General features: G+C 68.0%; 13 protein-coding genes. 5 read left to right on the top strand and 8 right to left on the bottom strand.

Annotated features, from left to right (window positions below; genetic code table 11):
* The first annotated feature begins 28 nt into the window (after positions 1-28).
* Positions 29-652 (top strand): uracil phosphoribosyltransferase, encoded by a 624-nt coding sequence (gene upp, locus QXK92_RS13175; protein ID WP_306242048.1) that lies wholly within the window; start codon positions 29-31, stop codon positions 650-652.
* Positions 653-732: 80 nt separating this feature from the next.
* Here upp and QXK92_RS13170 read toward each other — a convergent pair whose 3' ends face one another.
* Together QXK92_RS13170 and QXK92_RS13165 are read right to left on the bottom strand one after the other, a co-directional pair.
* A complete protein-coding gene (locus QXK92_RS13170; RefSeq protein ID WP_306242047.1) occupies positions 733-2,292 on the bottom strand; it encodes a phospho-sugar mutase in 1,560 nt (519 codons plus the stop codon).
* A 3-nt stretch (positions 2,293-2,295) separates the two neighbouring features.
* Entirely contained in the window at positions 2,296-3,150 is an 855-nt protein-coding gene (locus QXK92_RS13165) for a purine-nucleoside phosphorylase (RefSeq protein WP_306242046.1), read from the bottom strand.
* On the opposite strand from QXK92_RS13165, the gene QXK92_RS13160 reads away from it, so the two are divergent.
* Entirely contained in the window at positions 3,130-3,804 is a 675-nt protein-coding gene (locus QXK92_RS13160) for a cutinase family protein (protein ID WP_371934162.1), read from the top strand. The two genes, QXK92_RS13165 and QXK92_RS13160, sit on opposite strands and share 21 nt — an antisense overlap.
* 19 nt (positions 3,805-3,823) lie before the next feature.
* Here QXK92_RS13160 and QXK92_RS13155 read toward each other — a convergent pair whose 3' ends face one another.
* A complete protein-coding gene (locus QXK92_RS13155; RefSeq protein ID WP_306242045.1) occupies positions 3,824-5,527 on the bottom strand; it encodes a PPE family protein in 1,704 nt (567 codons plus the stop codon).
* Positions 5,528-5,936: 409 nt separating this feature from the next.
* Here QXK92_RS13155 and QXK92_RS13150 point away from each other — a divergent pair, with 409 nt between their 5' ends.
* Positions 5,937-7,118 (top strand): M20 family metallopeptidase, encoded by a 1,182-nt coding sequence (locus tag QXK92_RS13150; RefSeq protein WP_306242044.1) that lies wholly within the window; start codon positions 5,937-5,939, stop codon positions 7,116-7,118.
* A complete protein-coding gene (locus QXK92_RS13145; RefSeq protein WP_306242043.1) occupies positions 7,115-8,284 on the top strand; it encodes a M20 family metallopeptidase in 1,170 nt (389 codons plus the stop codon). The genes QXK92_RS13150 and QXK92_RS13145 overlap by 4 nt, the downstream gene beginning before the upstream one ends.
* A gap of 18 nt (positions 8,285-8,302) precedes the next feature.
* Here QXK92_RS13145 and QXK92_RS13140 read toward each other — a convergent pair whose 3' ends face one another.
* The 4 genes from QXK92_RS13140 to QXK92_RS13125 all read right to left on the bottom strand — a co-directional run bounded on the left by QXK92_RS13140 (position 8,303) and on the right by QXK92_RS13125 (position 18,922).
* Positions 8,303-9,328, bottom strand: coding sequence for an alcohol dehydrogenase catalytic domain-containing protein (locus QXK92_RS13140; protein WP_306242042.1), 1,026 nt, complete (start codon positions 9,326-9,328; stop codon positions 8,303-8,305).
* Position 9,329: 1 nt separating this feature from the next.
* Complete coding sequence (locus QXK92_RS13135; RefSeq protein ID WP_306242041.1) at positions 9,330-10,688, bottom strand: aminotransferase class I/II-fold pyridoxal phosphate-dependent enzyme; 1,359 nt, start codon at positions 10,686-10,688, stop codon at positions 9,330-9,332.
* Positions 10,685-17,011, bottom strand: a complete 6,327-nt coding sequence (locus tag QXK92_RS13130) for a type I polyketide synthase (RefSeq protein ID WP_306242040.1) — start codon at positions 17,009-17,011, stop codon at positions 10,685-10,687. The genes QXK92_RS13135 and QXK92_RS13130 overlap by 4 nt, the downstream gene beginning before the upstream one ends.
* Positions 17,012-17,404: 393 nt before the next feature.
* Positions 17,405-18,922, bottom strand: coding sequence for an NAD(P)/FAD-dependent oxidoreductase (locus QXK92_RS13125; RefSeq protein WP_306242039.1), 1,518 nt, complete (start codon positions 18,920-18,922; stop codon positions 17,405-17,407).
* 161 nt (positions 18,923-19,083) lie between these two features.
* Between QXK92_RS13125 and QXK92_RS13120 the strand changes: the two genes are divergently transcribed.
* Positions 19,084-21,372, top strand: coding sequence for an MMPL family transporter (locus QXK92_RS13120; protein ID WP_306242038.1), 2,289 nt, complete (start codon positions 19,084-19,086; stop codon positions 21,370-21,372).
* Here QXK92_RS13120 and QXK92_RS13115 read toward each other — a convergent pair.
* Entirely contained in the window at positions 21,319-21,804 is a 486-nt protein-coding gene (locus QXK92_RS13115; RefSeq protein WP_306242037.1) for a gamma-glutamylcyclotransferase, read from the bottom strand. The two genes, QXK92_RS13120 and QXK92_RS13115, sit on opposite strands and share 54 nt — an antisense overlap.
* Positions 21,805-21,818: the final 14 nt, after the last annotated feature.

The raw sequence follows: 21,818 nt of genomic DNA, 5'->3' as shown, positions 1-21,818 counted from the left end.
ATCCGATTGTTATATAGGGTCACTTGCCGTGGACGTCCATGTCATCGACCACCCGCTGGCGGCGGCCCGGCTTACCGTGCTGCGCGACGAGCGCACCGACAACGCCGGCTTCCGGACCGCCCTGCGTGAGCTGACGTTGATGCTCGTCTACGAGGCCACCCGCGACGCACCCACCGAGCCGGTGCAGATCCGCACGCCGGTCGGCGACACCGTCGGGGTGCGGCTGGCCAGGCCGCCGCTGTTGGTGCCCGTGCTACGGGCCGGGCTGGGCATGGTCAACGAGGCGCACGCGGTGCTGCGCGAGGCGCACGTCGGGTTCGTCGGCATCGCCCGAGACGAGCACACCCATCAGCCCGTTCCCTACCTGGAATCGCTGCCCGACGACCTGACCGACCTGCCGGTGATGATCCTGGACCCCATGCTGGCCACCGGAGGGTCGATGGTCTACACCATCGGCCTGTTGTTGTCGCGCGGTGCCACCGACATCACGGTGCTGTGCGTGTGCGTGGCGCCGGAGGGTATCGCCGCGGTCGAGAAGGTGGCGCCCAGCGCGCGGTTGTTCACCGCGGCGATCGACGAGGGGCTCAACGAGACGGCGTTCATCGTGCCCGGCCTGGGTGACGCCGGAGACCGGCAGTTCGGGCCGCGCTAGCGGCGATCGCAAGCCCGGCGCAGCCGGGCGCTGGGGCACCTCCCGCTTGCGGGGGACGGGTCGCCGCCATTTGCTACCACTCACCACTGCCGGATCTGCGCGACCAACGCCCCGGACAGCGCGCGGGCCCGTTGCCGCGCGGCCACCAGGTCACCGTGCACCGCACACCGGACTTCCAGGTAGCACTTCAGTTTCGGTTCGGTGCCCGACGGTCTCACCACCACCCGTACCGACGTGTCGTCGTCACCGCCGTGCAGGATCAGGGCGTCGGCGATGTCGGTATGGGACGCGGCGAAGCCTCCCAATAGGTCCGGCGGATCGGCGCGAAGCCTCCGCAACACCGCGGCCGCCTCGTCCGGGTCGGCGACGCGGCGGGGCACCGCGGCCACCTCGTGCACGCCGTAGCGACGGGCGAGATCGTCGAGCAGGTCGGACACCGGGCGGCCGCGCAATGAGGCCACCAGGTCGCACATCAACACCGCGGCGCTGATGCCGTCCTTGTCCCGGACGGCCTGGGGGTCGACGCAGTGTCCGATCGCCTCCTCATACGCGTAAACGAGCGTCCCGGGTCGCTCGGCGTCGGCGCGCGCCAGCCATTTGAATCCGGTGAGGGTCTCGACGTGCACCGCGCCGTGCTGCGCGGCGATCGCGGCCAGCATGCGGGACGACACCACCGTGCTGGCCACCGTCCGGGGGCCGCGCGCGGGCTGCGACAGGATGTAATCGCCTAGCAGCCAACCGGTTTCGTCGCCCGACAGCATCCGCCACCCGTCCTGCGCGGGGATCCCCACGGCACAACGGTCGGCGTCGGGGTCCAGCGCGATGGCCACGTCGGCGTCGACGTCGGCAGCCAGGGCGAGCAGTGCGTCGGCGGCACCGGGTTCCTCGGGGTTGGGGAACGCGACGGTGGGGAAATCGGGGTCGGGCGCGAACTGCGCGTCGACCACGTGCACGTCGTCGAAACCGGCCCGGTGCAGCGTCTGCACGGCGAGCGCGCCACCCACCCCGTGCATCGCGGTCAGCGCCACCCGGACCGAACCCGTGCCGCGCCGCACCGCCGCCGCGCGACGGACGTACTGCTCGATGAGATCGGTTTCGGCGGGTGCGACGGGGATCCGCGCGATCTCATCGGCCGGCGGAGCCTGCGCCATGGCGGCCTCGATCTGGCGGTCGGTGGGGGAGACGATCTGGATACCGCCGTCGAGATACACCTTGTAGCCGTTGTCGCCGGCGGGATTGTGTGACGCGGTGACCTGGACGCCGGCTGCCGCTCCGGTGGCGCGCACCGCGAACGCCACCACCGGCGTGGGTACCGGAACGGGAAACAGCAGTACCGAAAACCCAAGTGCGGCAAGAACTTCAGCGGCCCCCGTAGCGAAGGAGGCCGAGCCGTGCCGGGCGTCGCGCCCGACGACCACCGTCGTGGACGGCTCCAGTACCCGGCTCAGCGCCCAGGTCGCCCGCAACACCACGGCCAGGTTCATCGCGTCCGGCCCGCCGCGCACCGGCCCCCGCAGGCCCGCGGTGCCGAAGGTCAGCGGGTGCGCGAACCGTGCGGCGAGCTCAGCCGGATCCAGCGCGGCAAGCTCGGCCGCGGTATGCGGGTCGGGGTCGTGGGCGATCCAATCCTCGGGCGTCACGGGTCAGAACCGGGCGATCACGTCGGCCAGCAACGATCCCATCCGCGCCGCGGACGCGGCCCCCGCGGCCAGCACCTCCGCGTGGCTCAGCGGCTCGCCGGTGATCCCGGCCGCCAGGTTCGTCACCAGCGACACCCCCAGCACTTCGGCACCGGCCGCCCGCGCCGCGATGGTCTCGTGCACCGTCGACATCCCCACCAGGTCGGCGCCCAGCACCCGTAGCATGCGGATCTCCGCCGGCGTCTCGTAATGCGGGCCCGGCAGGCCGGCGTACACGCCCTCGGCAAGCTCCGGGTCGCAGGCGCGGGCCAGCGCGCGCAGGCGCGGCGCGTAGGCGTCGGTCAGATCGACGAACTGCGCGCCCACCAGGGGGGAACGCGCGGTGAGGTTGAGGTGGTCACTGATCAGCACCGGCTGTCCCACCGCCATGTCGGTACGCAACCCGCCTGCCGCGTTGGTGAGCACGACGACCTGCGCGCCCGCCGCGCAGGCTGTCCGAACGGGGTGCACCACGTGTTGCAGGTCGTGTCCTTCGTAGGCGTGGATGCGTCCGGCCATCACCAGCACCCGGTGCGCGCCGACCGGTACCGACAAGATCTCGCCGCTGTGCCCCTCGGCCCTGGGTGGCGCGAATCCGGGAACATCGGCCTGGGCCAGCAAGGTGGTCGGGGAGCCCAGGGCGGCCACCGCCGGCGACCATCCCGAGCCCAGCACCACGGCGACGTCGTGTGTCACCACACCGGTGCGTTCGGCGATGACGGCCGCTGCCTGCGCGGCGAGTTCGCTGGTCACACTGGGCGAGAGTACTTGCTCGGGCACCGCTGCCCGGCGTGTGTGATGATCTGCCTTGTGCGGCATCACAAATCGTCTTCAATTTTCGCCGCGGCCGTCGTGCTGGCCTTCGGAGCTCTGCTCGGCGGCCCGGTCCCGACGGCGGGCGCCGATGACTGTCCCAACGTCGAGCTCGTTTTCGCCCGGGGAACCGCCGAGCCGCCCGGGATGGGCGTGGTCGGCGACGCGCTCGAGGCCGCGCTGCGGCCGGCCCTGGGCTCACGCAGCCTCGGCGTGTACCCGGTGAACTACGCGGCCAGTTACAACTTCCTCACCACCGCCGACGGGGCGAACGACGCGCGCGACCACATCGCGTTCATGGCGGATCAGTGCCCGCGGACGCGGATCGTGCTGGGTGGCTTCTCCCAGGGCGCGGCCGCGGTCTCCATGCTGGCGGGTGTGCCGCCCCTGGGGGACACCGTCGGCGAATTCGGCTCGGCCCCCGAGCTCGACCCGGTGCTCGCCCAGAAGGTCGCCGCCGTCGCGGTGTTCGGGAACCCGGGTATCCGGTTCAACGTCCCGCTGTCGTCCACCGGTCAGTTCGCCGGGCGGGCCATCGACCTGTGCAGTCCCGGTGACCCGGTGTGCACGGTCGGCGGCCGCGACCGGCTCGCCCACCGCGAATACGCGGACCCGCCGTACCCCGGCCAGGCTGCGGGGTTCATCGCCGCGCGGGTCTGACCGCTCTGCCAAGCACCGGCTAGAGGTTCTTGAACAGCTGAACAATGCTGAACAAGCCCCCGCCGAAGGAGCCCATATTGAAGAAGCCGGAACTGTAGCCGCTCGCGGTGAAGGGCGGCAGGTATACGGGCGGCTGGGTAGTTGGCACACCGGTGTTGAAAAAGCCTGACATGTTGCCGTTGTAAAAGTTGCCGCCGCTGGCCGTGTTGAAGAACCCCGACATAAGTTGAGCATTGGGGCCGATTGCGGTGTTGTTGAAGCCCGACACCAGATAGCCGGTGGTGTTGAAGCCGGACTTGGTCAATCCGGTGTCGGTGGTCGACCCGAAGCCGGTGTTGGTGTCGCCGGAATTGAAGAACCCGGTGTTGACAGCGCCCGAATTGCCGTCAAAGGTGTTGAGGGCGCCGGAGTTTTGGCTGCCGGTGTTGTAACTGCCCGAGTTGCCGTAGCCGGTGTTGTAGCCGCCCGCATTCCCCACTCCGGTGTTGAACGAGCCGCTGTTGCCGATGCCGAAGTTTCCGGAACTGGTGTTGCCGATACCGATATTGCCGTAGCCGGAGTTGCCGATGCCCAGGCTTTGAATGTTGCCCAGCTCCGCGGGCAGAATATTTCTGCCCGCGTTGAAGATACCGACGTTTCCATCACCGGAATTGAAGAAGCCGATGTTGCCAGTGCCTGAGTTGAACAACCCGATATTACCGCTGCCCGAATTCAGGCCATCGAAATGGAACACGCCGGCCGCCCGGTCGTAATACGTACCACCAACACCCACCAAGTTATTGCCGGTCAGGCCGAAACCGATGTTGTTGTTGCCGGTATTGCCCCCGCCCAGGTTGTTGTTGCCGGCGTTCCCCAAACCGGTGTTGTAGTTTCCGAAGTTGCCCAGGCCGACGTTGTGGCCGCTGGTCGAGATGGGGCCGGTGCCGAGGTTGCCGAAACCGTAGTTCGAGTTGCCGAAGTTGCCCGCGCCGATGTTGGCGTTGCCACTGTTGCCGCTGCCGATGTTCTGCTTGCCGGAATTGCCGCCGCCCAGATTCAAGCTGCCGGTGTTGCCGTTGCCGATATTGCCCTGGCCGGTACCGCTGTCATTGCCGTTGCCGATATTGCCGCCGCCCTTGTTTCCGATGCCCAGGTTGGGATCTCCTGGCGCGGCCGGTGCGGCGGGTTGCCCGCCGAACAGCCCGCCGATGCCCGGCAGGCCCTGCAGCGCCTGCTGCCAGGACGTCAACTGCGCGGCCGCGGCCGAGGCGCCACCGTGATAGCTGGCCATCGCCGCCACATCCGCGGCCCAGAAATCGTCGTAGAGACTCTCGACGGCCGCGATCGCCGGGGCGTTGAGCCCTAACCAGTTGGACCGGACCAGTTGAAGGAACGCTTGGCGGTTGGTCGCGATCGCTTGCGGGTGGATGGTGGCGGCCTTGGCCGCCTCGAACACACGCGCCACCACTTGGGCCTGACCGGCCGCGCCGTGGGCCTGGTCCGAGGCGGCCTGCAGGAACGCCGCGTAGGGGGCCGCGGCCGCCGACATCGCCTGGGAGGCCGGGCCTTGCCAGGACTGCCCGGCCAGCGTGGAGGTCACCGCGGAAAAGGCATTCGCCGCCGAGCCCAGCTCCTCACCCAGCCCGGACCACGCCGCAGCGGCCGCCAGCATCGGCGCTGAGCCCGCACCGACAAACATCCGCAACGAGTTGATTTCCGGCGGTAACACCGCGAAGTTGACCATTGCGACCTCCCGAAGTCGTCCATGACCAGTGCAGATTCAGAAGAATGTGACGGGGCGTTGCGTCGCGCGCCGTTTTGCCGCAATCAAGCGGCGTACGTTTCACGGCCTCCGGTTTCAGCGGCTTCAGGAGCCCGAATTGGAGACCGAAAGCGTCGATGCTGACAGTGTTCGGATGTGTGGATTTCGCTTCCCGGACTGTTTTTGAAAGCGCCGCAGGACGGGCTACGGTCCCGCAGGAGCCGCGTTAGATCAATACAGTGGCCGGGAATCCGCCGTAGCTCACCCAGGTGCCCACCAGCGTCGTCACCCACTGGATCCTGCGAATGGCGGGACAGCCGCCAAGCACATTCGGCGCAGTAGGCGATCGTAGTGGGGCACGTGGCGGTGAGATACTGCCAAGATGCTCCGAGTGCCCACACCCAGCGCGCTGGACCGCGTCGAGGCCGCGGTGCGGCGCCGCGGTGGCGACCTCGTCGAGCTGTCCCACGCCATCCACGCGCAGCCCGAGCTGGCCTTCGCCGAACACCGCAGCTGCGCCAAAGCCAAAGAGCTTGTCGCCCAACGCGGTTTCGAGATCGCCCCGGTCGCGGGACTGGACACCGCGTTCCGCGCGAACTTCGGCAGCGGTCCGCTGGTCGTCGGAGTCTGCGCCGAGTACGACGCCCTGCCGGAAATCGGTCACGCCTGCGGACACAACATCATCGCGGCGTCCGGGGTGGGGACCGCGCTGGCGCTGGCCGAGGTCGCCGACGAACTCGGCCTTACGGTGGCCCTTCTCGGCACACCCGCTGAGGAGTCCGGCGGCGGCAAGGCGCTGATGCTGCGGGCCGGGACGTTCGACGACGTTGCGGCGGCGGTGATGGTGCACCCGGGGCCCACCGACATCGCGGGCGCGCGGTCCCTGGCGTTGTCCGAGGTCAACGTGGAATACCGGGGCAAAGAGTCGCACGCGGCCGTCGCGCCGCATCTGGGCCTCAACGCCGCCGACGCGGTGACCGTGGCGCAGGTGGCGATCGGTCTGCTGCGTCAGCAGTTGGCGCCCGGACAGATGATGCACGGCATCGTCACCGACGGCGGGCAGGCGGTGAACGTCATCCCGGGGCAGGCGGCGCTCAAGTACGCCATGCGGGCGGTCGAGTACGACTCGCTGCGCGAGCTGGAAGGCAGGATGTACTCCTGTTTCGCCGCCGGCGCGCTGGCCGCCGGCTGCGAGTACGAGATCAACGAGGCCGGCCCGGCCTACGCCGAGTTGCGGCCCGATCAGTGGCTGGCGGACGTGTGTCGTGAAGAGATGCGCCGGCTCGGACGCGAACCGGTGGCGCCGGCCGTGGAGGCGGCGCTGCCGTTGGGCAGCACGGACATGGGTAACGTGACGCACGTGCTGCCCGGAATCCACCCGGTGATCGGGGTCGACGCTGGTGGCGCGACGGTGCACCAGCGCGCTTTCGCGGCCGCCGCGGCGGGTCCCAGCGCCGACCGGGCGGTGGTCGAAGGCGCGATCATGCTCGCGCGCACCGTGGTTGCGCTCGCCGCGGACCCGGCTCAGCGGGACCGGGTGCTGGCGGCCCGGCAACAGCGGGCGGCATCGTGAGCCTGGTCGACAGCGCCGAGTCGTGGCTGGCTGCCCACTACGACGACCTCGTCGACTGGCGCCGGCACATCCACCGTTATCCCGAACTGGGGCGCCAGGAGTTCGCCACCACCCAGTTCGTGGCGGAGCGACTGGCAGACGCGGGGCTGAACCCGAAGGTGCTGCCCGGCGGAACGGGGCTGGTCTGCGATTTCGGCCCCGAGCATCAGCCCAGGATTGCGTTGCGGGCCGACATGGACGCACTGCCGATGGCGGAGCGGACCGGCGCCCCGTACGCGTCGACGATGCCCAACATCGCGCACGCCTGCGGTCACGACGCGCACACCGCGATCCTGCTGGGCACCGCGCTGGCCCTGGCATCGGTGCCCGAGCTGCCGGTCGGGGTGCGGTTGATCTTCCAGGCGGCCGAGGAGCTGATGCCCGGCGGCGCGATCGACGCGATCGCGGCCGGGGCGTTGACCGGGGTGTCGCGGATCTTCGCGCTGCACTGCGACCCCCGGCTCGAGGTCGGCAAGGTCGCTGTCCGGCTGGGGCCCATCACCTCGGCGGCCGACCAGCTCGAGATCACTCTGTATTCACCCGGCGGGCACACCTCGCGCCCGCACCTCACTGCCGACCTGGTCTACGGTCTGGGCACGTTGATCACCGGGCTGCCCGGCGTGCTGTCGCGCCGCATCGACCCCCGCAACAGCACCGTGCTGGTGTGGGGCGCGGTGAATGCGGGCGTGGCGCCCAACGCGATACCTCAGTCCGGTGTGCTGGCCGGCACCGTGCGCACGGCCAGCCGCCAGACCTGGATCGATCTGGAGGCGATCATCCGCGAAGCCGTAGCCGGACTGCTGTCGCCGCTGGCCATCGAACATTCCCTGCAATACCGGCGGGGAGTGCCGCCCGTGGTCAACGAGGACGTCTCGACACGCATCCTCACCCACGCGATCGAGGCCGTCGGCCCCGACGTGCTGGCCGATACCCGGCAATCCGGTGGGGGCGAAGACTTCTCCTGGTACCTCGAAGAAGTCCCCGGCGCGATGGCGCGGCTGGGCGTCTGGTCGGGTGAAGGGCCGCAATTGGACCTGCACCAGCCCACATTCGACCTCGACGAGCGGGCGCTGGGGATCGGGGTGCGGGTGATGGTCAACATCATCGAGCAGTCGGCCGCCTTCTAGGGTTGCCCGGCTTTCCGGTCACGGCGTGAGCAGCACTTTGACGTGCTCGCCGGACCGTGACTCCGCAACCGCGTAGCCGGCGGCCGCGTCGGCCAGCGACATCCTCGTCGTGAAGATGCCGTCGAGGTCGAGCCGGCCGGAGGCCAGCAACGGAACCAGCTGCGGCCAGGTGCGCTGCACCGGCGCCGTCGTCATTCGCAGCGTGATGCTGCGCAGCAGGCAGGGCAGTGCCGGAAGCGGAAACGGTTGCAGGTCATGCAATCCCACCACCGAAACGGTGCCACCGGCCCGGACGGCCCCGATCGCGTCGGTCAGCGACGCGTCGGTGGCGACAGCGTCGATGACCGAATCCGCGCCACGGCCGCCCGTCGCGGCGAGGATGGCCTCGGCCGCCGGCGCCCGGATCGGCGTCGCACTCCACGTGGCCGCACGTGCCAGTCGGCCCTGCACCCGATCGACCGCGAAAACCGTTGCCGCACCTTGGGTGAAGGCGCTCTGCAAGGCGCACAGTCCGACCGCGCCCAGGCCGATCACCGCGACCGTGCCGCCGAAGGGGATGTCGGCCCGTTGCGCCGCCGCCCAGCCGGTGGCGAGGTTGTCGGTCAGCAGCACGGCCTGCTCGGTGGAGATGCCGTCAGGGATTCTGAGCAACTGGAAATCGGCGGCGGGTACGGCGAGCAGATCAGCCTGCGCGCCACCGAGCACGCCGGACCCGAAGATCCGCAGGCCGGCCGAGCAGGTGACCGGATCGCGGGTGGCGCAGCCCGGACAGGCGCCGCAGCCGGCCACCGAAGACACCATGACCAGGTCGCCGACCTTGACGGTGCGGACCTGCGGTCCGGCCTCGACCACTGTGCCGACCGCCTCGTGACCCAGGGCCACGGACTCGACCAGCGGATAGTCGCCTTCGTAGAAGTGCAGGTCGGATCCGCAGATGCCTGCGGCGGTCACCGCGATGATGGCCCCGTCGGGTCCGGGGAGGGCCGGATCGGGCCGCGTTTCGACGCGAACACTGCGCGGCCCGTCGAGAACTACCGCGCGCATGTCAGACCGGAATGGTGTCGTCGAGCTTGCCGGCGATCTCGATCACCTCTGCGACCTGGCCCGCCGTGGTCTTCAGCTGATCCTCGGTGTGCTCGCTGGTGATGAAGAACCGCAGGCGTTCCTGACCCGGCGCAACCGCCGGAGCGGTCACCGGGCCGACGTAGATTCCGCGCTGCAACAGCAGCGAAGAGGCGAACACGACCCTGGCCACGCTGGGGACCATCACCGGGCAGATCGGTGTGTTCTGTGACAGCCCGAGGTCCACGCCGAGGTCTTGCAGGGCAGTGGTGAACATCGCGGTGTTGCGCCACAGGCGCTGCACCCGGTCGGGCTCGCTCTCCAGCACTTCCAGGGCGGTGAGCGCGGCCGCCGCGGCGGTAGGCGGGAATCCGACGGTGAGCAGCATCGCGGGAGCGGTGGTGAGTGCTTCGATCAGATTCGCGTTGCCCGCGATGAAACCGCCGCAGCTGCCGAGCGCCTTCGACAGGCTGCCCATCCAGATGTCAACGGCGTCTCCGGGCAGCCCGTAGTGCTCACGTACGCCGTGCCCGTGGGGGCCGAGCACGCCGATGGAGTGGGCCTCGTCCACCATGACTCCGCAGTCGAACTCGCGTGCCACGGAGGCGATTTGGGGCAGCAGGCCGATGTCGCCGTCCATGCTGTAGAGCCCTTCGATCACGACGAGTACCCGATTGAAACGGTCCCGGGATGCGCGCAGAATGCCGCGTAACGAGTCCGGGTCGTTGTGCCGGAACGTCATGACGCGCGCTCCGCCCCACCTGGCGCCGGCAACCACGCTGGCGTGGATGAGTGAGTCGCATACCGCAGCATCACCGTCGTTCAGCAGATATCCGAGAACCCCGGCGTTGGTGAGGAATCCGCTGGTGGCGAGGATCGCCGCCTCGACGTCGTAGATCTCGGCCAGGCGCTGCTCGAGACGGGGATACAACGCTATCTCACCCGAGGTGATGCGGCTGTTCGACGCGGAGGCCCCGTACTGCGCGACCGCATCCTGAACGGCGCGAACCACTTTCGGGTGATGGGCCAGGCCCAGGTAGTTGTAGCCGGCGAAGTTGGTCAGCTGCTGGGCCGGTCCGTCGATGACGGCGGTGTTGTAGCCTTTGCGCTCGAGGAACAGCGGACTGGGCATTCCGGTCAGCTCCCAGATGGCGCGTCTGCGTGAGTTCAGTTCGCAGGCCGACGCCACCAGGGGGTGGTCGGCGAACTGTTGCCGGGTACTGCGCGGGGCCGGCGCCGCCGGACGCGGCAGCGGGCCGGCCGAGGCTCCGTTGCCGCGTCCGGCAAGCAGCCGGCTGGCCATGTCGCGCATCGCCGCTTCGTCGCGCTTGGTGTCGATCATTTCCCAGCTCCCGCGACGATAGTCTCGGCCAGTGCGGCACCGGCTTTGCGCAGGTTGTAGCTGGGTCCGAGCATCAGCGTATTGAGCGACACACCGATCGCCTCGCCGGTGCGGGCGCTGAATTCGACGGCCATCAGCGAGTTCAGACCGAGTTCCATGACGGGGACGTCGATATCGATGGAGTCCGTCGACACGCCCATGACGGTGGCGAGTTGCTCGGCGAGCATGTACCCGAGCACCGCGCCGCGCTCGTCCTCGTCCAGGGCGATCAGGTTGGCCCGCAGCCGGTCCTGGGCGGAGTTCGATTCCGCGGCGGTCGAGATGACCGTCGAGGTGCGCAACAACTGCCGGAAGTGGCCGAACACCGTGTCCAACTGCGACCAGTTGATCGAGATGATCGACGCCCGCCGGACACCGAGCCGCAGTGCTTCTTCCAAATAGAGTGGCCCGTCGTCCATTTCGATCGGATCGACGCCACAGGCGATCATGTGCCGGGCCAGGTTCTCGTCGGTTGCCATGCCGCCGCCTGTCCCGGACATGTGGCCCCAGCCGATGCATATCGCCGGGCGGCCTTGTTGCGCAATGGAATCGGTGAGGGCCTGCACGGCGAAGTTGGCCGCGGCGTAACCGAATTGCCCGAGCAGTCCGAGCATCGCGCCGGCCGACGAGTAGAACACGAACTGGTCGAGGGTGATGCCCGCGGCCTGCACGGCCGACCACAGCGCGCGCCCTCCGTTGACCTTGACGTCGTAGACCCGCTTGAGGTCGGCAAGGCTCATGTCGGCGATCCGCTGATCGGCGATGGCTCCCGCAGCGTGGAAGATACCGCGCAGCGGACGGCTACCCGACGAGCAGCGGTCCACCAGGGCCGCGACTGCGCGGGCGTCGGTCATGTCGACCAGTTCCTCGGCGACCGTTATTCCGGTGTTGCGCCACCGTGCGATCTGCCTGCGTGCCAGCTCGGTGGTCGCACCACTTCTGCTGGCCAGTACCAGGTGCCGGGCGCCACGCCGCACCAGCCACCGGCCGGTGGCCAGTCCGAAGCCGCCGTGTCCGCCGGTGATCAGATAGCTGGCGTCGGGGTCGGTGACGACGTCGTGCCAACCGGGCTTCACCGGTGGTGTGTTGTCGGCGAGGCGGAGCGCGACGCGACTGGTCCGGCTGGAGCGGAACACCTCTTCGCAGGCCCGTCCGATGTCGGCGGCATCGAAAACCTCGACCGGCAGTGGCAGATAGATGCCGCTGGCGAATTTCTCGTAGATGTCGGCTTCCCGCTTCAGGCAGGCCTGCGGGTCCCACTTCATGAACCGGTCCATGTCGATCTGGAAATAGCCGAGATTCTTGTCCAGCACCCCCATGTCCAGCGTGCTGTTCCCGTAGATGTCGGCCTTGCCGACTTCGACGATCCGGCCGAACTCGACGACGGCTTCGAAGTTGTGGCGGAGGATCTCGCCCGGTGCGCTGCTGATGATCACGTCCACACCGCGGCCGCCGGTGAGCTCGCGCACGTCGTCGACGAAGTTCAGCGAGCGTGAGTCGATCATGTAATCGGCGCCCGAGCCCAGCGCGAAGGAGCGTCGCTCATTGGTGCTCGCCGTGCCGATAACGGTTGCGCCGCAAAGCTTTGCGATCTGGATCGCGGCCTGCCCGACGCCGCCGGCGGCGCCGTGGATCAGCACGGTCTCGCCCGCCTTCAGCCGGGCCAACTCGAGCAGCGCGTACTCGGCGGTGATGAAAGCGGTCATGCTGGTGCAGAATTCGGGCCGGAACCGGGTCGCAGCGGACTCCGGCAGTTTGATGCACAGTGCCGCATCGGCGATCTGGTAGCGGATGAGCATTCCCCTGGCAGCGGTCGTCACGACGTCGCCGATCTCGAAACCGGCCACCCCGGGTCCGACCCGGGTGATCACTCCGACACCTTCCATGCCCAGGTCGGTGCCGAAATGTGTCCCCTCGAGTTCTCTTTTGCCGAGCAACCCGACGACTTTGATGGCGTCCTTGTAGTTCAGGCCGACGACCTGCATGCGCAGCTCCACTTCGCCGGCCCCGGGCGCCGGGCGGGCACAACTTCGCCAGCCCAGTTCCGACAGGATCCTCGACTTGGGCAGATCGACGGCGAAGTTGGCGTCCGGGTCGGTGAGCGGGTGTTGCTGTGCCATCGACTCAACCCGCTGCGACAGCGTCTGAGTCACGACGACGGCCCACCGTGATCCGTTGCGCAAGATGATCTCGTCGGTCTTGTCCTGGGTGAACGCGCCCGGAACCGACACCTCGGGCAGCAGTTCGGTGAGCTCGGTGTCGGGCCCCACGTCGATCAACCGCCAGCGCAACCGCGACTGCTCGGCGATCAGGGAGCGCCGCGCCCCCGCCAGGCCGGCGTGGCTGACGTCCGGCGCGGAAACGTCGTTTGGATGCGAAAAAGCCTGCTCGGTAACAAGACTCGCGTAGAAGCCCTCGTCGCCGCGTGCCTCCAGTTCCTCCGGTTGCTCGCCCTTGTTCTCCCGGACGAATCTTTCGGTGGTGATGGCAATCTGCTTCAGCAGCCACAGCTCCGAGCTGTCGTCGGTGGCGCGCCCCGCCACGACGCAGACATGTATCTGCGGGAAGTGTCCGGATGCCACCCCCAGCAGGTGCATCAGTTCGGCGTCGACGTCGGCCGCGTCGGCGCAGTGGTACAGGGTGGCGTGCGAAAGCGCCTCGGCCAGCTGCCGGGCCCGCGGGCTGGGCTCGTCACCGAGGGCCAACACCAACGTCGCAGTGTGCTCCGGGGACGGCAGGGTCGCGATGTCCAGCTCGTCACACAGCTCCCACACCTCCTCGTAGAAGAGCGGATCGAGACGGTCGATCGGCCCCTGCCCGGGCGTGATGGACCCGAAGCGCACCCCCGACAGTTGGGCGCACGCCATACGCTGCGAGTCCAGAATCGCGATGTCCGCGCGCAGCGGATCGTTCGGATGCACCGTGGTGATCACCTCGACGCACTCGGGGAATGGGCCGAATACCCGCACCACGTCGACGCCGATCGGCACGATGGTGCCCAGCGTGCGCCCGACGGACTGTTCGATGAGTGGCGAAATGGTGTGCAACGCAGCGTCGATGACGCCGGGGTGCGCTAGGTGCCGGGTGCCCTCATCCGGTCGCGCGTCCACGGTGCCGACGGCCTGAGTGAGGTTCGCGCGCAACGACGTGACGCGCCGGAAGCTCGGACCGTAGGTCATGCCGTTGCCGGCCATCGCGGCATACAGGTCGCCGGGATCGATGGCGGTCATGTCGGCGGCATCGGGGACGTGATGCTTGGTGGGCGAACACTTTCCGTCGACCAGGCGGCCGGTGGCGTGGGTGGTCCAGGTCCTGCCGGTGGCCGCGCGAGACCGGATGGTGAAGCGGCGACTGGCCTCGTCGAGTTCGGTGCGCAGGATAGCGCCGTCGGCCGGATCGAAGAACAGCGGAGCGGCAAAGCGGATGTCCTCGACGATCGCAGATTTCAGTCCGCTGCGGGCGGCTGCCGCGCTCAGTGCGGCATCCACGTACGCCATGCCGGGCAGCAGACACACGCCGTTGACCACGTGATCGGTCAGCCACGGGAGTACCTGCCCGCTGACGTGGAGTTCCCATGCGGCCGGATGGTCGAGGTCCGGGTCTCCCAGCATCGAAAAGCTGTCCTCGGTGCCGAATTTCATCTGCGTGAATTCGGGCAGTTCGTCGCGCAGGCGCTGGCGCTGCCAGGGATACCGGGGCAGCTCGACGTGCGGGGTCACTGTCCTGCACAGGTCCGTGGCGTCGAGTGCGCCGGCGGTGTACAGGTCGGCGATCGCCTGACGGATGCTCTCGGCATCGGGCTCGTTGCGGCGCAGGGTCGGGATCGCGGCGCCCGGTTCGTGGGTCTTGAGCAGCAGTTCGCGGATGTTCGCCGACAGCGCCGGGTGCGGACCGACCTCGAGAAAGGTGCGGTGGCCCGCAGCCATCAGTGCCTTGACGGTGTCGGCGAAGCGGACCGGCCGGCGCACGTTGGCACACCAGTACTCGGCATCCAGCCCACTGGTGACCGCTGCCGCGGTGACCGTGGAGTAGAGCGGGACGGTGGGCTGTTGCGGCGCGAGAACACCTAACTCCGAACGTAATTCGGCGAGTATCGGGTCCATCCGGTGACTGTGGTAGGGAACCTCCACGCGCAGCAGGCGATTGAAGACGCCTCGCTCGGTGAGAATCTGAGCGAGAGCCTGCAGCTCACTCACTACGCCGGCGACCGTCACCGCCGAGGGGCCGTTGATGGCCGCGACGTCGATGCGCATGTCAGCGCCGAGCAGCGGTTCCAGCTCGCTGTAGGGCAAACCGACGGCGAGCATGCCGCCGGTCCCGGCCGTGGTCGCCTGCAACCGGGCACGGTGATAGGTCACCAGCAAGGCGTCGTGCAGGGACAACGCACCCGCCAGATATGCGGCCGGCACTTCACCCATGCTGTGCCCGACCAGTGCGCTGGGTGTGATGCCGAACTGGGCCAGCTCGCGAGTCAGTGCCACCTGAAGCAGAAAGGTCGTCGGTTGCGCGATTGCCGTGGACGTGATCCGGGATTCGTTTTCGGGGCGCGACAGCTCTGCCACGATCGACCAGTCGGCGATGTCCTGGAAGGCCTCGTCGATGCGGGCGGCTTCGGCCGCGAACACGCCACCCGCGGTGAGCAGGTCGCGGCCCATGGCCCACCACTGCGTACCCATTCCGGAGAAGACGAAGACCAGCCCCGCGGAATTGTCCACCAGCGAACCGACCGGGGCGCCGCCACTGCACACCTGCCGCAGCCGCTCGGACAGATCCGCCGGATCGGAAAACGTCACCGCCGCCCGATGGCGTTGGTGCGCGCGGCGATTCCATGCGGCCTCGATGAGCTCGCCGGGAGCCGCGCCCGCCTCGAGCAGGTCGGCGTAGGCACCCGCGAGGGCACGCGTCGCCGCCTCGCTGCGTGCTGAGATCGGAAACACACCGGCTGTTCGGCGGGTGGTGGGAGCGGCCGGCGTGGGCGGCGCCGGGCGTGCCTCCGGTGCGGCGAGGATCACATGGGCATTGGTGCCGCCGTATCCGAAACCGTTGACGGCGACCGCCATCCGGTCGATGGACGCATCGAGCGCCTCCGGTTCGACCTGGATGGACAACCGCAGCTCGTCGAACGGGATCTCCGGATTGGGATCGTCGAACCAGCCCTGCGGCGGCAGCGTCCGGTGGTAGATGGCCAGCGCGCCTTTGATCACACCCGCGATGCCGGAGGCCGCTTCGGTGTGTCCGAGGGTGGCTTTCAGCGAGCCCACCGACAGCGGCCTGGCGCGGCCGTCCGCACACCCGTACACGCGCCCCAGCGCGCCCAATTCGATCGGGTCGCCGACCGGTGTTCCGGTGCCGTGCGCCTCGATATAGGTGACCTGGTGCGGGGCCAGGCCGGATCGGGCGCAGACCAAACGCGCCAGTGCCTCCTGCGAATCACCGTTCGGAACGGTGATGGCGGTGGTGTGGCCGTCCTGATTGCTCCCCGTCGCCTCCACGACCGCATAGATCCGGTCGCCGTCGCGTACGGCGTCCTCGAGCCTGCGCAATACAACCATGCCGGCGCCCTCGCCGCGGCCGTAGCCGTCGGCGTGGGCCGAGAACGGTTTGCTGCGGCCGTCCGCCGCCAGGAAGCCGCCCTTGCACATCGACACGAAGGTTTCCGGTTGCAGCATGAGGTTGACGCCACCTGCCAGAGCCATCTCGCAGTCGCCGTTGGCGATCCCCTGGCACGCCAGATGAAATGCGACCAGCGACGACGAGCACGCGGTGTCGATGGTCAGGGCGGGGCCCACGAGGTTGAGCGCGTAGGCGAGCCGGTTGGACAGCATGGTGAACGAGGCGGCCGTCGAGGTGTTCATGTCGATGTGCGGGAGCGCGGCCGCGGCCATGGTGGACACCGAGAAGTCGACGTTGAACGCGCCGACGTAGACGCCGACCGCCTCGCCCGCCAGCCGGCCGGCCACACCCGCATCGTCGGCCGCTTCCCAGGCGACCTCCATGATCAGGCGCTGCTGCGGGTCCATGCTGGTCGCCTCGCGCGGTGAGATGCCGAAGAACTCCGGGTCGAACTCCCACGGATCTGTGTGCAGGAACGCGCCGCGCTTGGTGTACATCGCGCCGGCGGCACCCTTGTCCGGGTCGTAGAAGCGCCTGTAGTCCCAGCGATCGGCCGGGATGTCGACAATGGCATCGTCCTTTTTGTTGACGACAAAATCCCAGAAAGATTGCGGTGAATCCACACCGCCGGCGTAGCGACATCCGATTCCGACGATCGCGATTCGGCTCATCGGCCAACTCCTCAGGCTGAAAGACAGTGATAAACAATTAAAAGAAAGTCATAGGCGCGCGCGATGGTTGGAATAAAACCGCGCAAGAAATAAAGGGCGTCGCGCCGGAAAGTTCGCGCGAAGTCCTACGCAGAGATGTGATCAGGCGGCGTGCTGATTTCCCGCCGGTTGAGAAAAGGCTTACTCATATTCAAAGAAGCGTCATCGCGGGTCTCCTCCTCGATCGGGAGAGTGAGAGAAAGATGCAGTATGCAATTGTTCTTAGCGGCAAGTGTAACCACGATCACTCTTGCGGTCAACCCTAGTTGACATATTGATCTGGGGCGGCGCGGGCGGTCTGCGACGGTTCGGCAAAGGCGAGATGCGCTGTCGGGCAGCCGACTTCGCGCCGGGTCAGCCTGCGGGAGCGAGCGGCACGTTCGGGGCGGCCGGCACGTCCGGGCGGTTCGTGCTGAACCGCAGCCAGTCGTCGGCGATCTTGCCGTGCCTGATCAGCCGAAGGTCGCGCAGGTAGCTGTGGGTCACCCGCCACGGGCTGCGCGAGCCTTGCCTGGGCATCCAATCCAGCACGCGCAGCACATAACCCGGCGTGAAGTCCTCAATGAACGGCCGTTCCTCCACGCCGGCACCCGGGTGCTCGGCCACCACGGTTGTCAGACCGTCGGTGTCCATGTGGGTCAGCAATCGGCAGATGAACTCCGACACCAGCTCGACCCTCAGGGTCCAGGACGCATTGGTGTAGCCGAACGCGAACGCCAGGTTGGGCACACCCGAGAGCATCGCCCCTTTGTAGGTCATGGTGCGGGCGAGGTCGACGGGCCGGCCGTCGATGCTGACCGTCGTGCCCCCGAAGAGCTGCAGGTTCAGGCCCGTGGCCGTCACGATGATGTCTGCCGGCAGCTCACGCCCCGAATCGAGCAGGATCCCGGTGGCGGTGAACCGGGAGACGGTATCGGTGACCACCTCGGTCCGTCCCTGCCGGATGGTGCGGAACAGATCGCCGTTGGGCGCCACGCACAGCCGCTGATCCCACGGATTGTATTGCGGGCCAAAGTGTTTTTCCACGTCATAGCCCTGGGGAAGCTGCCGGCGGGCCTGCTTGATCAGTCGTGCCCGCATCCGTTGCGGCCACCGCCGGCAGGCCCGGTACAACGCCGCCTGCCGCAGGATGTTCTTCCAGCGGACCGCGGCATAGGCAGCGCCCTGCGGCAGCCGGCGATTCAGCATGTCGGCGACGACGTCCCGTTCCGGCTCGGCCACGACGTAGGTCGCGGAGCGTTGCAGCATCGTCACGTGTTTGGCGCCCGAATCGGCAAGTGCCGGAACCAGAGTGACGGCGGTGGCACCGCTGCCGACGACCACCACCCGCTTGCCGGCGTAGTCGAGTTCTGCCGGCCAGTGCTGCGGGTGGATGATCGGTCCGCGGAAGGCCTGCGAACCCGGGAAGTTGGGGGAGTGGCCCTGCTCGTGGCTGTAATAACCGGTGCAGACGATCAGAAACGAGCAGGAGATCGTCACGGAGGAGGCGATCCTGCTTCCGGTGTTCACCTGCTCGGCGCGCAGCACCCAACGGCTCTCCGCGCTCCGCCAGTCCGCCCTGATGACCCTGTGGTTGAAGCGGATTCGCTTGTCGATACCCCACTCAGCCGCCGTATGGCCGAGGTAGTCGCGTATGGGTTCGCCGCCGGCGATGGCCCGGCCGGCCCACGGCTGGAAGTGAAAGCCCAGCGTGTACATGTCGGTGTCGGCGCGGACGCCCGGATAGCGGAACAAATCCCACGTACCGCCGAGTCGGTCGCGCTGTTCCAGGATGGCGTAGGTTTTCCCCGGGCATTGATTCTGGAGGTGCCAGGCCGCGCTGATTCCGGAAATGCCGGCCCCCAGAATGATTACGTCAAGGTGCTCGGTCATTCGCGCATGCTATCAACGCCGGGCGCACTCGGCGCCTTCAAAAATGCTGGGTAATTCCTGTGATTTCTCCCGAGGCTTTGACGCTAATCCGGAGCCGGCAATACATTTGATCGAGAATTTTTTCGATCAATCCGTCCCCAATCTTGGCGGGAACACCATTCATGCTGCAGCGAATAGCGATTCTGGCGACGACGGTGCCACGGCGCATCCTCGCCGTCGTCGCCCTGGTAATGATCGGCGCCGCCATGTTCGGCATTCCGGTGATCGACCGCCTGTCCGCGGGCGGATTCGAAGACCCGAACTCGCAGTCGGCGGACGCGAGTTCATTGCTGACCGGCACGTTCGGCCAGAGTGACCAGCAGTTGCTGGTGACGGTGACCGATCCGCAGGGCGCCTTCAGTTCATCGGCCCGCGCAGCGGCACTGGCCATCGTCGGAAAGCTGCGTGCGTCGCCGTATGTGCTCAGCGTCGCCTCGCCGTGGACCCAGCCGGCACCGGCGGGGATGGTGAGCCGGGACGGCAGGACCGGTCTGATCGTCGCCAACCTCGCGGGCGGGGAGAACGGGGCCCAGAAGTACGCGAAGCGACTGGCCGGTGAGGTGGTCACCGGCCAGACCGGCGTCGTCGTCCGTGTCGGCGGCAGCGCGATGATCTACGCCCAGGTCAACGACCGCACCACCAGCGACCTGTTGCGCATGGAGCTCATCGCTATTCCGCTCAGCTTCGTCGTGCTGGTGTGGGCCTTCGGCGGGTTGCTCGCCGCCGCGGTGCCCGTCGCCGTCGGGGTGTTCTCGATCCTGGGGTCGCTCTCGGTGCTTCGGTTGATCACCTACGCCACCGATGTGTCCGTTTACGCGCTGAACCTCACCATGGCGATGGGCCTGGCACTGGCGATCGACTACACCTTGCTGATCATCAGCCGCTACCGCGAGGAGATCGCCGGGGGCTCGCCCTGCGATGAGGCGATCCGGCGCACCGTGTCGACCGCCGGCCGCACGGTGTTGTTCTCCTCGATCACGGTCGCCCTGTCGATGTCGGCCCTGGCGCTGTTTCCGATGTACTACCTGCGGTCGTTCGCCTACGCCGGGATCGCCACGGTGGCATTCGCGGCGGCCAGTGCGATCATCGCGGCACCGGCGGCGATTGCCGTGCTCGGCGACCGCTTGGATGCGCTGGACTTACGGCGGCGCTGCGGGCGGCCCGACCCCGGGCAACGTCGCGTCGAACGGCTTTTCTGGTATCGGACAAGCAGATTCGTCCGGCGTGTCGCGGTGCCGGCGGGGCTGGCCGTCGTTGCGCTGCTACTGCTGCTCGGCGCGCCGTTTCTGCATGCGCGCTGGGGCTACCCGGACGAGCGGGTGCTCCCGGTGTCGGCCTCGTCGCGTCAGGTGGGTGACCAGTTGCGCCGCGAGTTCACCGATGACAGTGCGAAATCCATTCAAGTGGTGATCCCCGATGCCGACGGCATTTCCCCGGGTGAACTCGGCCGGTACGCCGCCGCGCTGTCGAAGGTCGACGATGTCCTGGACGTCTCGGCGCCGCAGGGCACCTACATCGGCGGCCGCATGGCCGGGCCGGCGGACGCACCGGCCGGCGTTTCGGGCGGTAGCGCATTCCTGACCGTGAACAGCAGGGCGCCGCTGTACTCGCGCGTCTCCGACGCCCAGCTCGACGCGTTGCACGCGGTACGGCCACCACTAGCGCGCGCGGTCGAGTTCGGTGGCTTGGCCCAGACGAATCGCGACAGCGTGGACGCCGTCCGGGCCCGGATGGGGTGGGTGCTCGGGTTCATCGCCGTCGTCACCTTCACGCTGCTGTTCCTGCTGACCGGAAGTGTGGTGCTGCCGGTCAAGGCGATCGCCCTGAACTTCATGTCGTTGACGGCCGTGTTCGGGGCGCTGGTCTGGGTGTTTCAGGAAGGACATCTCGCAGGTCTGGGCACGACCTGTACCGGCACGTTGGTCGCCAACCTGGCCGTGCTGCTGTTCTGCATCGCGTTCGGACTGTCGATGGACTACGAAGTTTTCCTGATCGCGCGGATCCGCGAGTACTGGTGTGAGTCGGCGCGCGCACTGCCGGGGCCGGCCCGGCGCGCCGCGAACGACGAGAGCGTCACCCTCGGGCTCGCTCACACCGGTCGCGTGATCACCACGGCGGCGTTGATCATGGCGATCAGTTTCGCCGCCCTCACGACCGCCGAAGTCTCGTTCATGCGGATGTTCGGACTGGGGCTGACGATCGCGGTACTGGTCGACGCCACTGTGGTGCGAATGGTCCTGGTCCCGGCGTTCATGTACCTGATGGGTCAGTGGAACTGGTGGGCGCCGGCGCCGCTGGCGCGGCTGCACCGGCGCATCGGGATCAGCGAATCGGCGCGGTCGCCCCGGGGGCGGCCACTACTCCGGACTGCTTGGCCCCGGGCCGATGTTCCGGGCCGGCCGAGTGCGTAGATCGTGCACGTAATCGGCTGGCGCACCGGCTATTTCGGCAGCGTCGGCCATGACACCCAGATACTGCGCGGACGGCAGGCCGCCTTCCCAGCCGTCCAGCACGTACAGCCAGGCCAGCACCGGGTCGATGTCGGTGTCGGAGGATTCGCGCTCCACCCGGCAGCGGATCTTCTTGTGGACGCCGAACTCGGAGCCCTCCCACCGGTCCAGGTTCATCTCGTCGGACGGCGTCATGTCGTACAGCACCACGAACACCCGCGAATCCGGGTCTTCCACGATGGTGGCCAGCGCGCCTTCCCAGCCGATGTCCTCGCCGCCGAACGTCAGCCGCCACCCCGGTAACCAGCCAGTTCCCGCCATCGGCGAGTGGGGTGCACGCTTGAGCATCTGCTCGGGATGCATGTTCGACCCGTAGGCGGCGTAGAGCGGCACGGGAAAAGCTTAAA

The sequence above is a fragment of the Mycobacterium sp. TY815 genome (assembly GCF_030755135.1).
In the GTDB taxonomy this organism is placed as follows: domain Bacteria; phylum Actinomycetota; class Actinomycetes; order Mycobacteriales; family Mycobacteriaceae; genus Mycobacterium.
Note: the sequence above shows the minus strand (reverse complement) of the source record. Positions and strands in the feature narration are given on the sequence as shown.

Coding starts and splice junctions, on each gene's coding strand:
- QXK92_RS13160 (WP_371934162.1), top strand. CDS start 3,130: ATGATCTGCCTTGTGCGGCATCACAAATCGTCTTCAATTTTCGCCGCG.
- QXK92_RS13165 (WP_306242046.1), bottom strand. CDS start 3,150: ATGCCGCACAAGGCAGATCATCACACACGCCGGGCAGCGGTGCCCGAG.
- QXK92_RS13155 (WP_306242045.1), bottom strand. CDS start 5,527: ATGGTCAACTTCGCGGTGTTACCGCCGGAAATCAACTCGTTGCGGATG.
- QXK92_RS13140 (WP_306242042.1), bottom strand. CDS start 9,328: ATGCGCGCGGTAGTTCTCGACGGGCCGCGCAGTGTTCGCGTCGAAACG.
- QXK92_RS13135 (WP_306242041.1), bottom strand. CDS start 10,688: ATGATCGACACCAAGCGCGACGAAGCGGCGATGCGCGACATGGCCAGC.
- QXK92_RS13130 (WP_306242040.1), bottom strand. CDS start 17,011: ATGAGCCGAATCGCGATCGTCGGAATCGGATGTCGCTACGCCGGCGGT.
- QXK92_RS13125 (WP_306242039.1), bottom strand. CDS start 18,922: ATGACCGAGCACCTTGACGTAATCATTCTGGGGGCCGGCATTTCCGGA.
- QXK92_RS13120 (WP_306242038.1), top strand. CDS start 19,084: ATGCTGCAGCGAATAGCGATTCTGGCGACGACGGTGCCACGGCGCATC.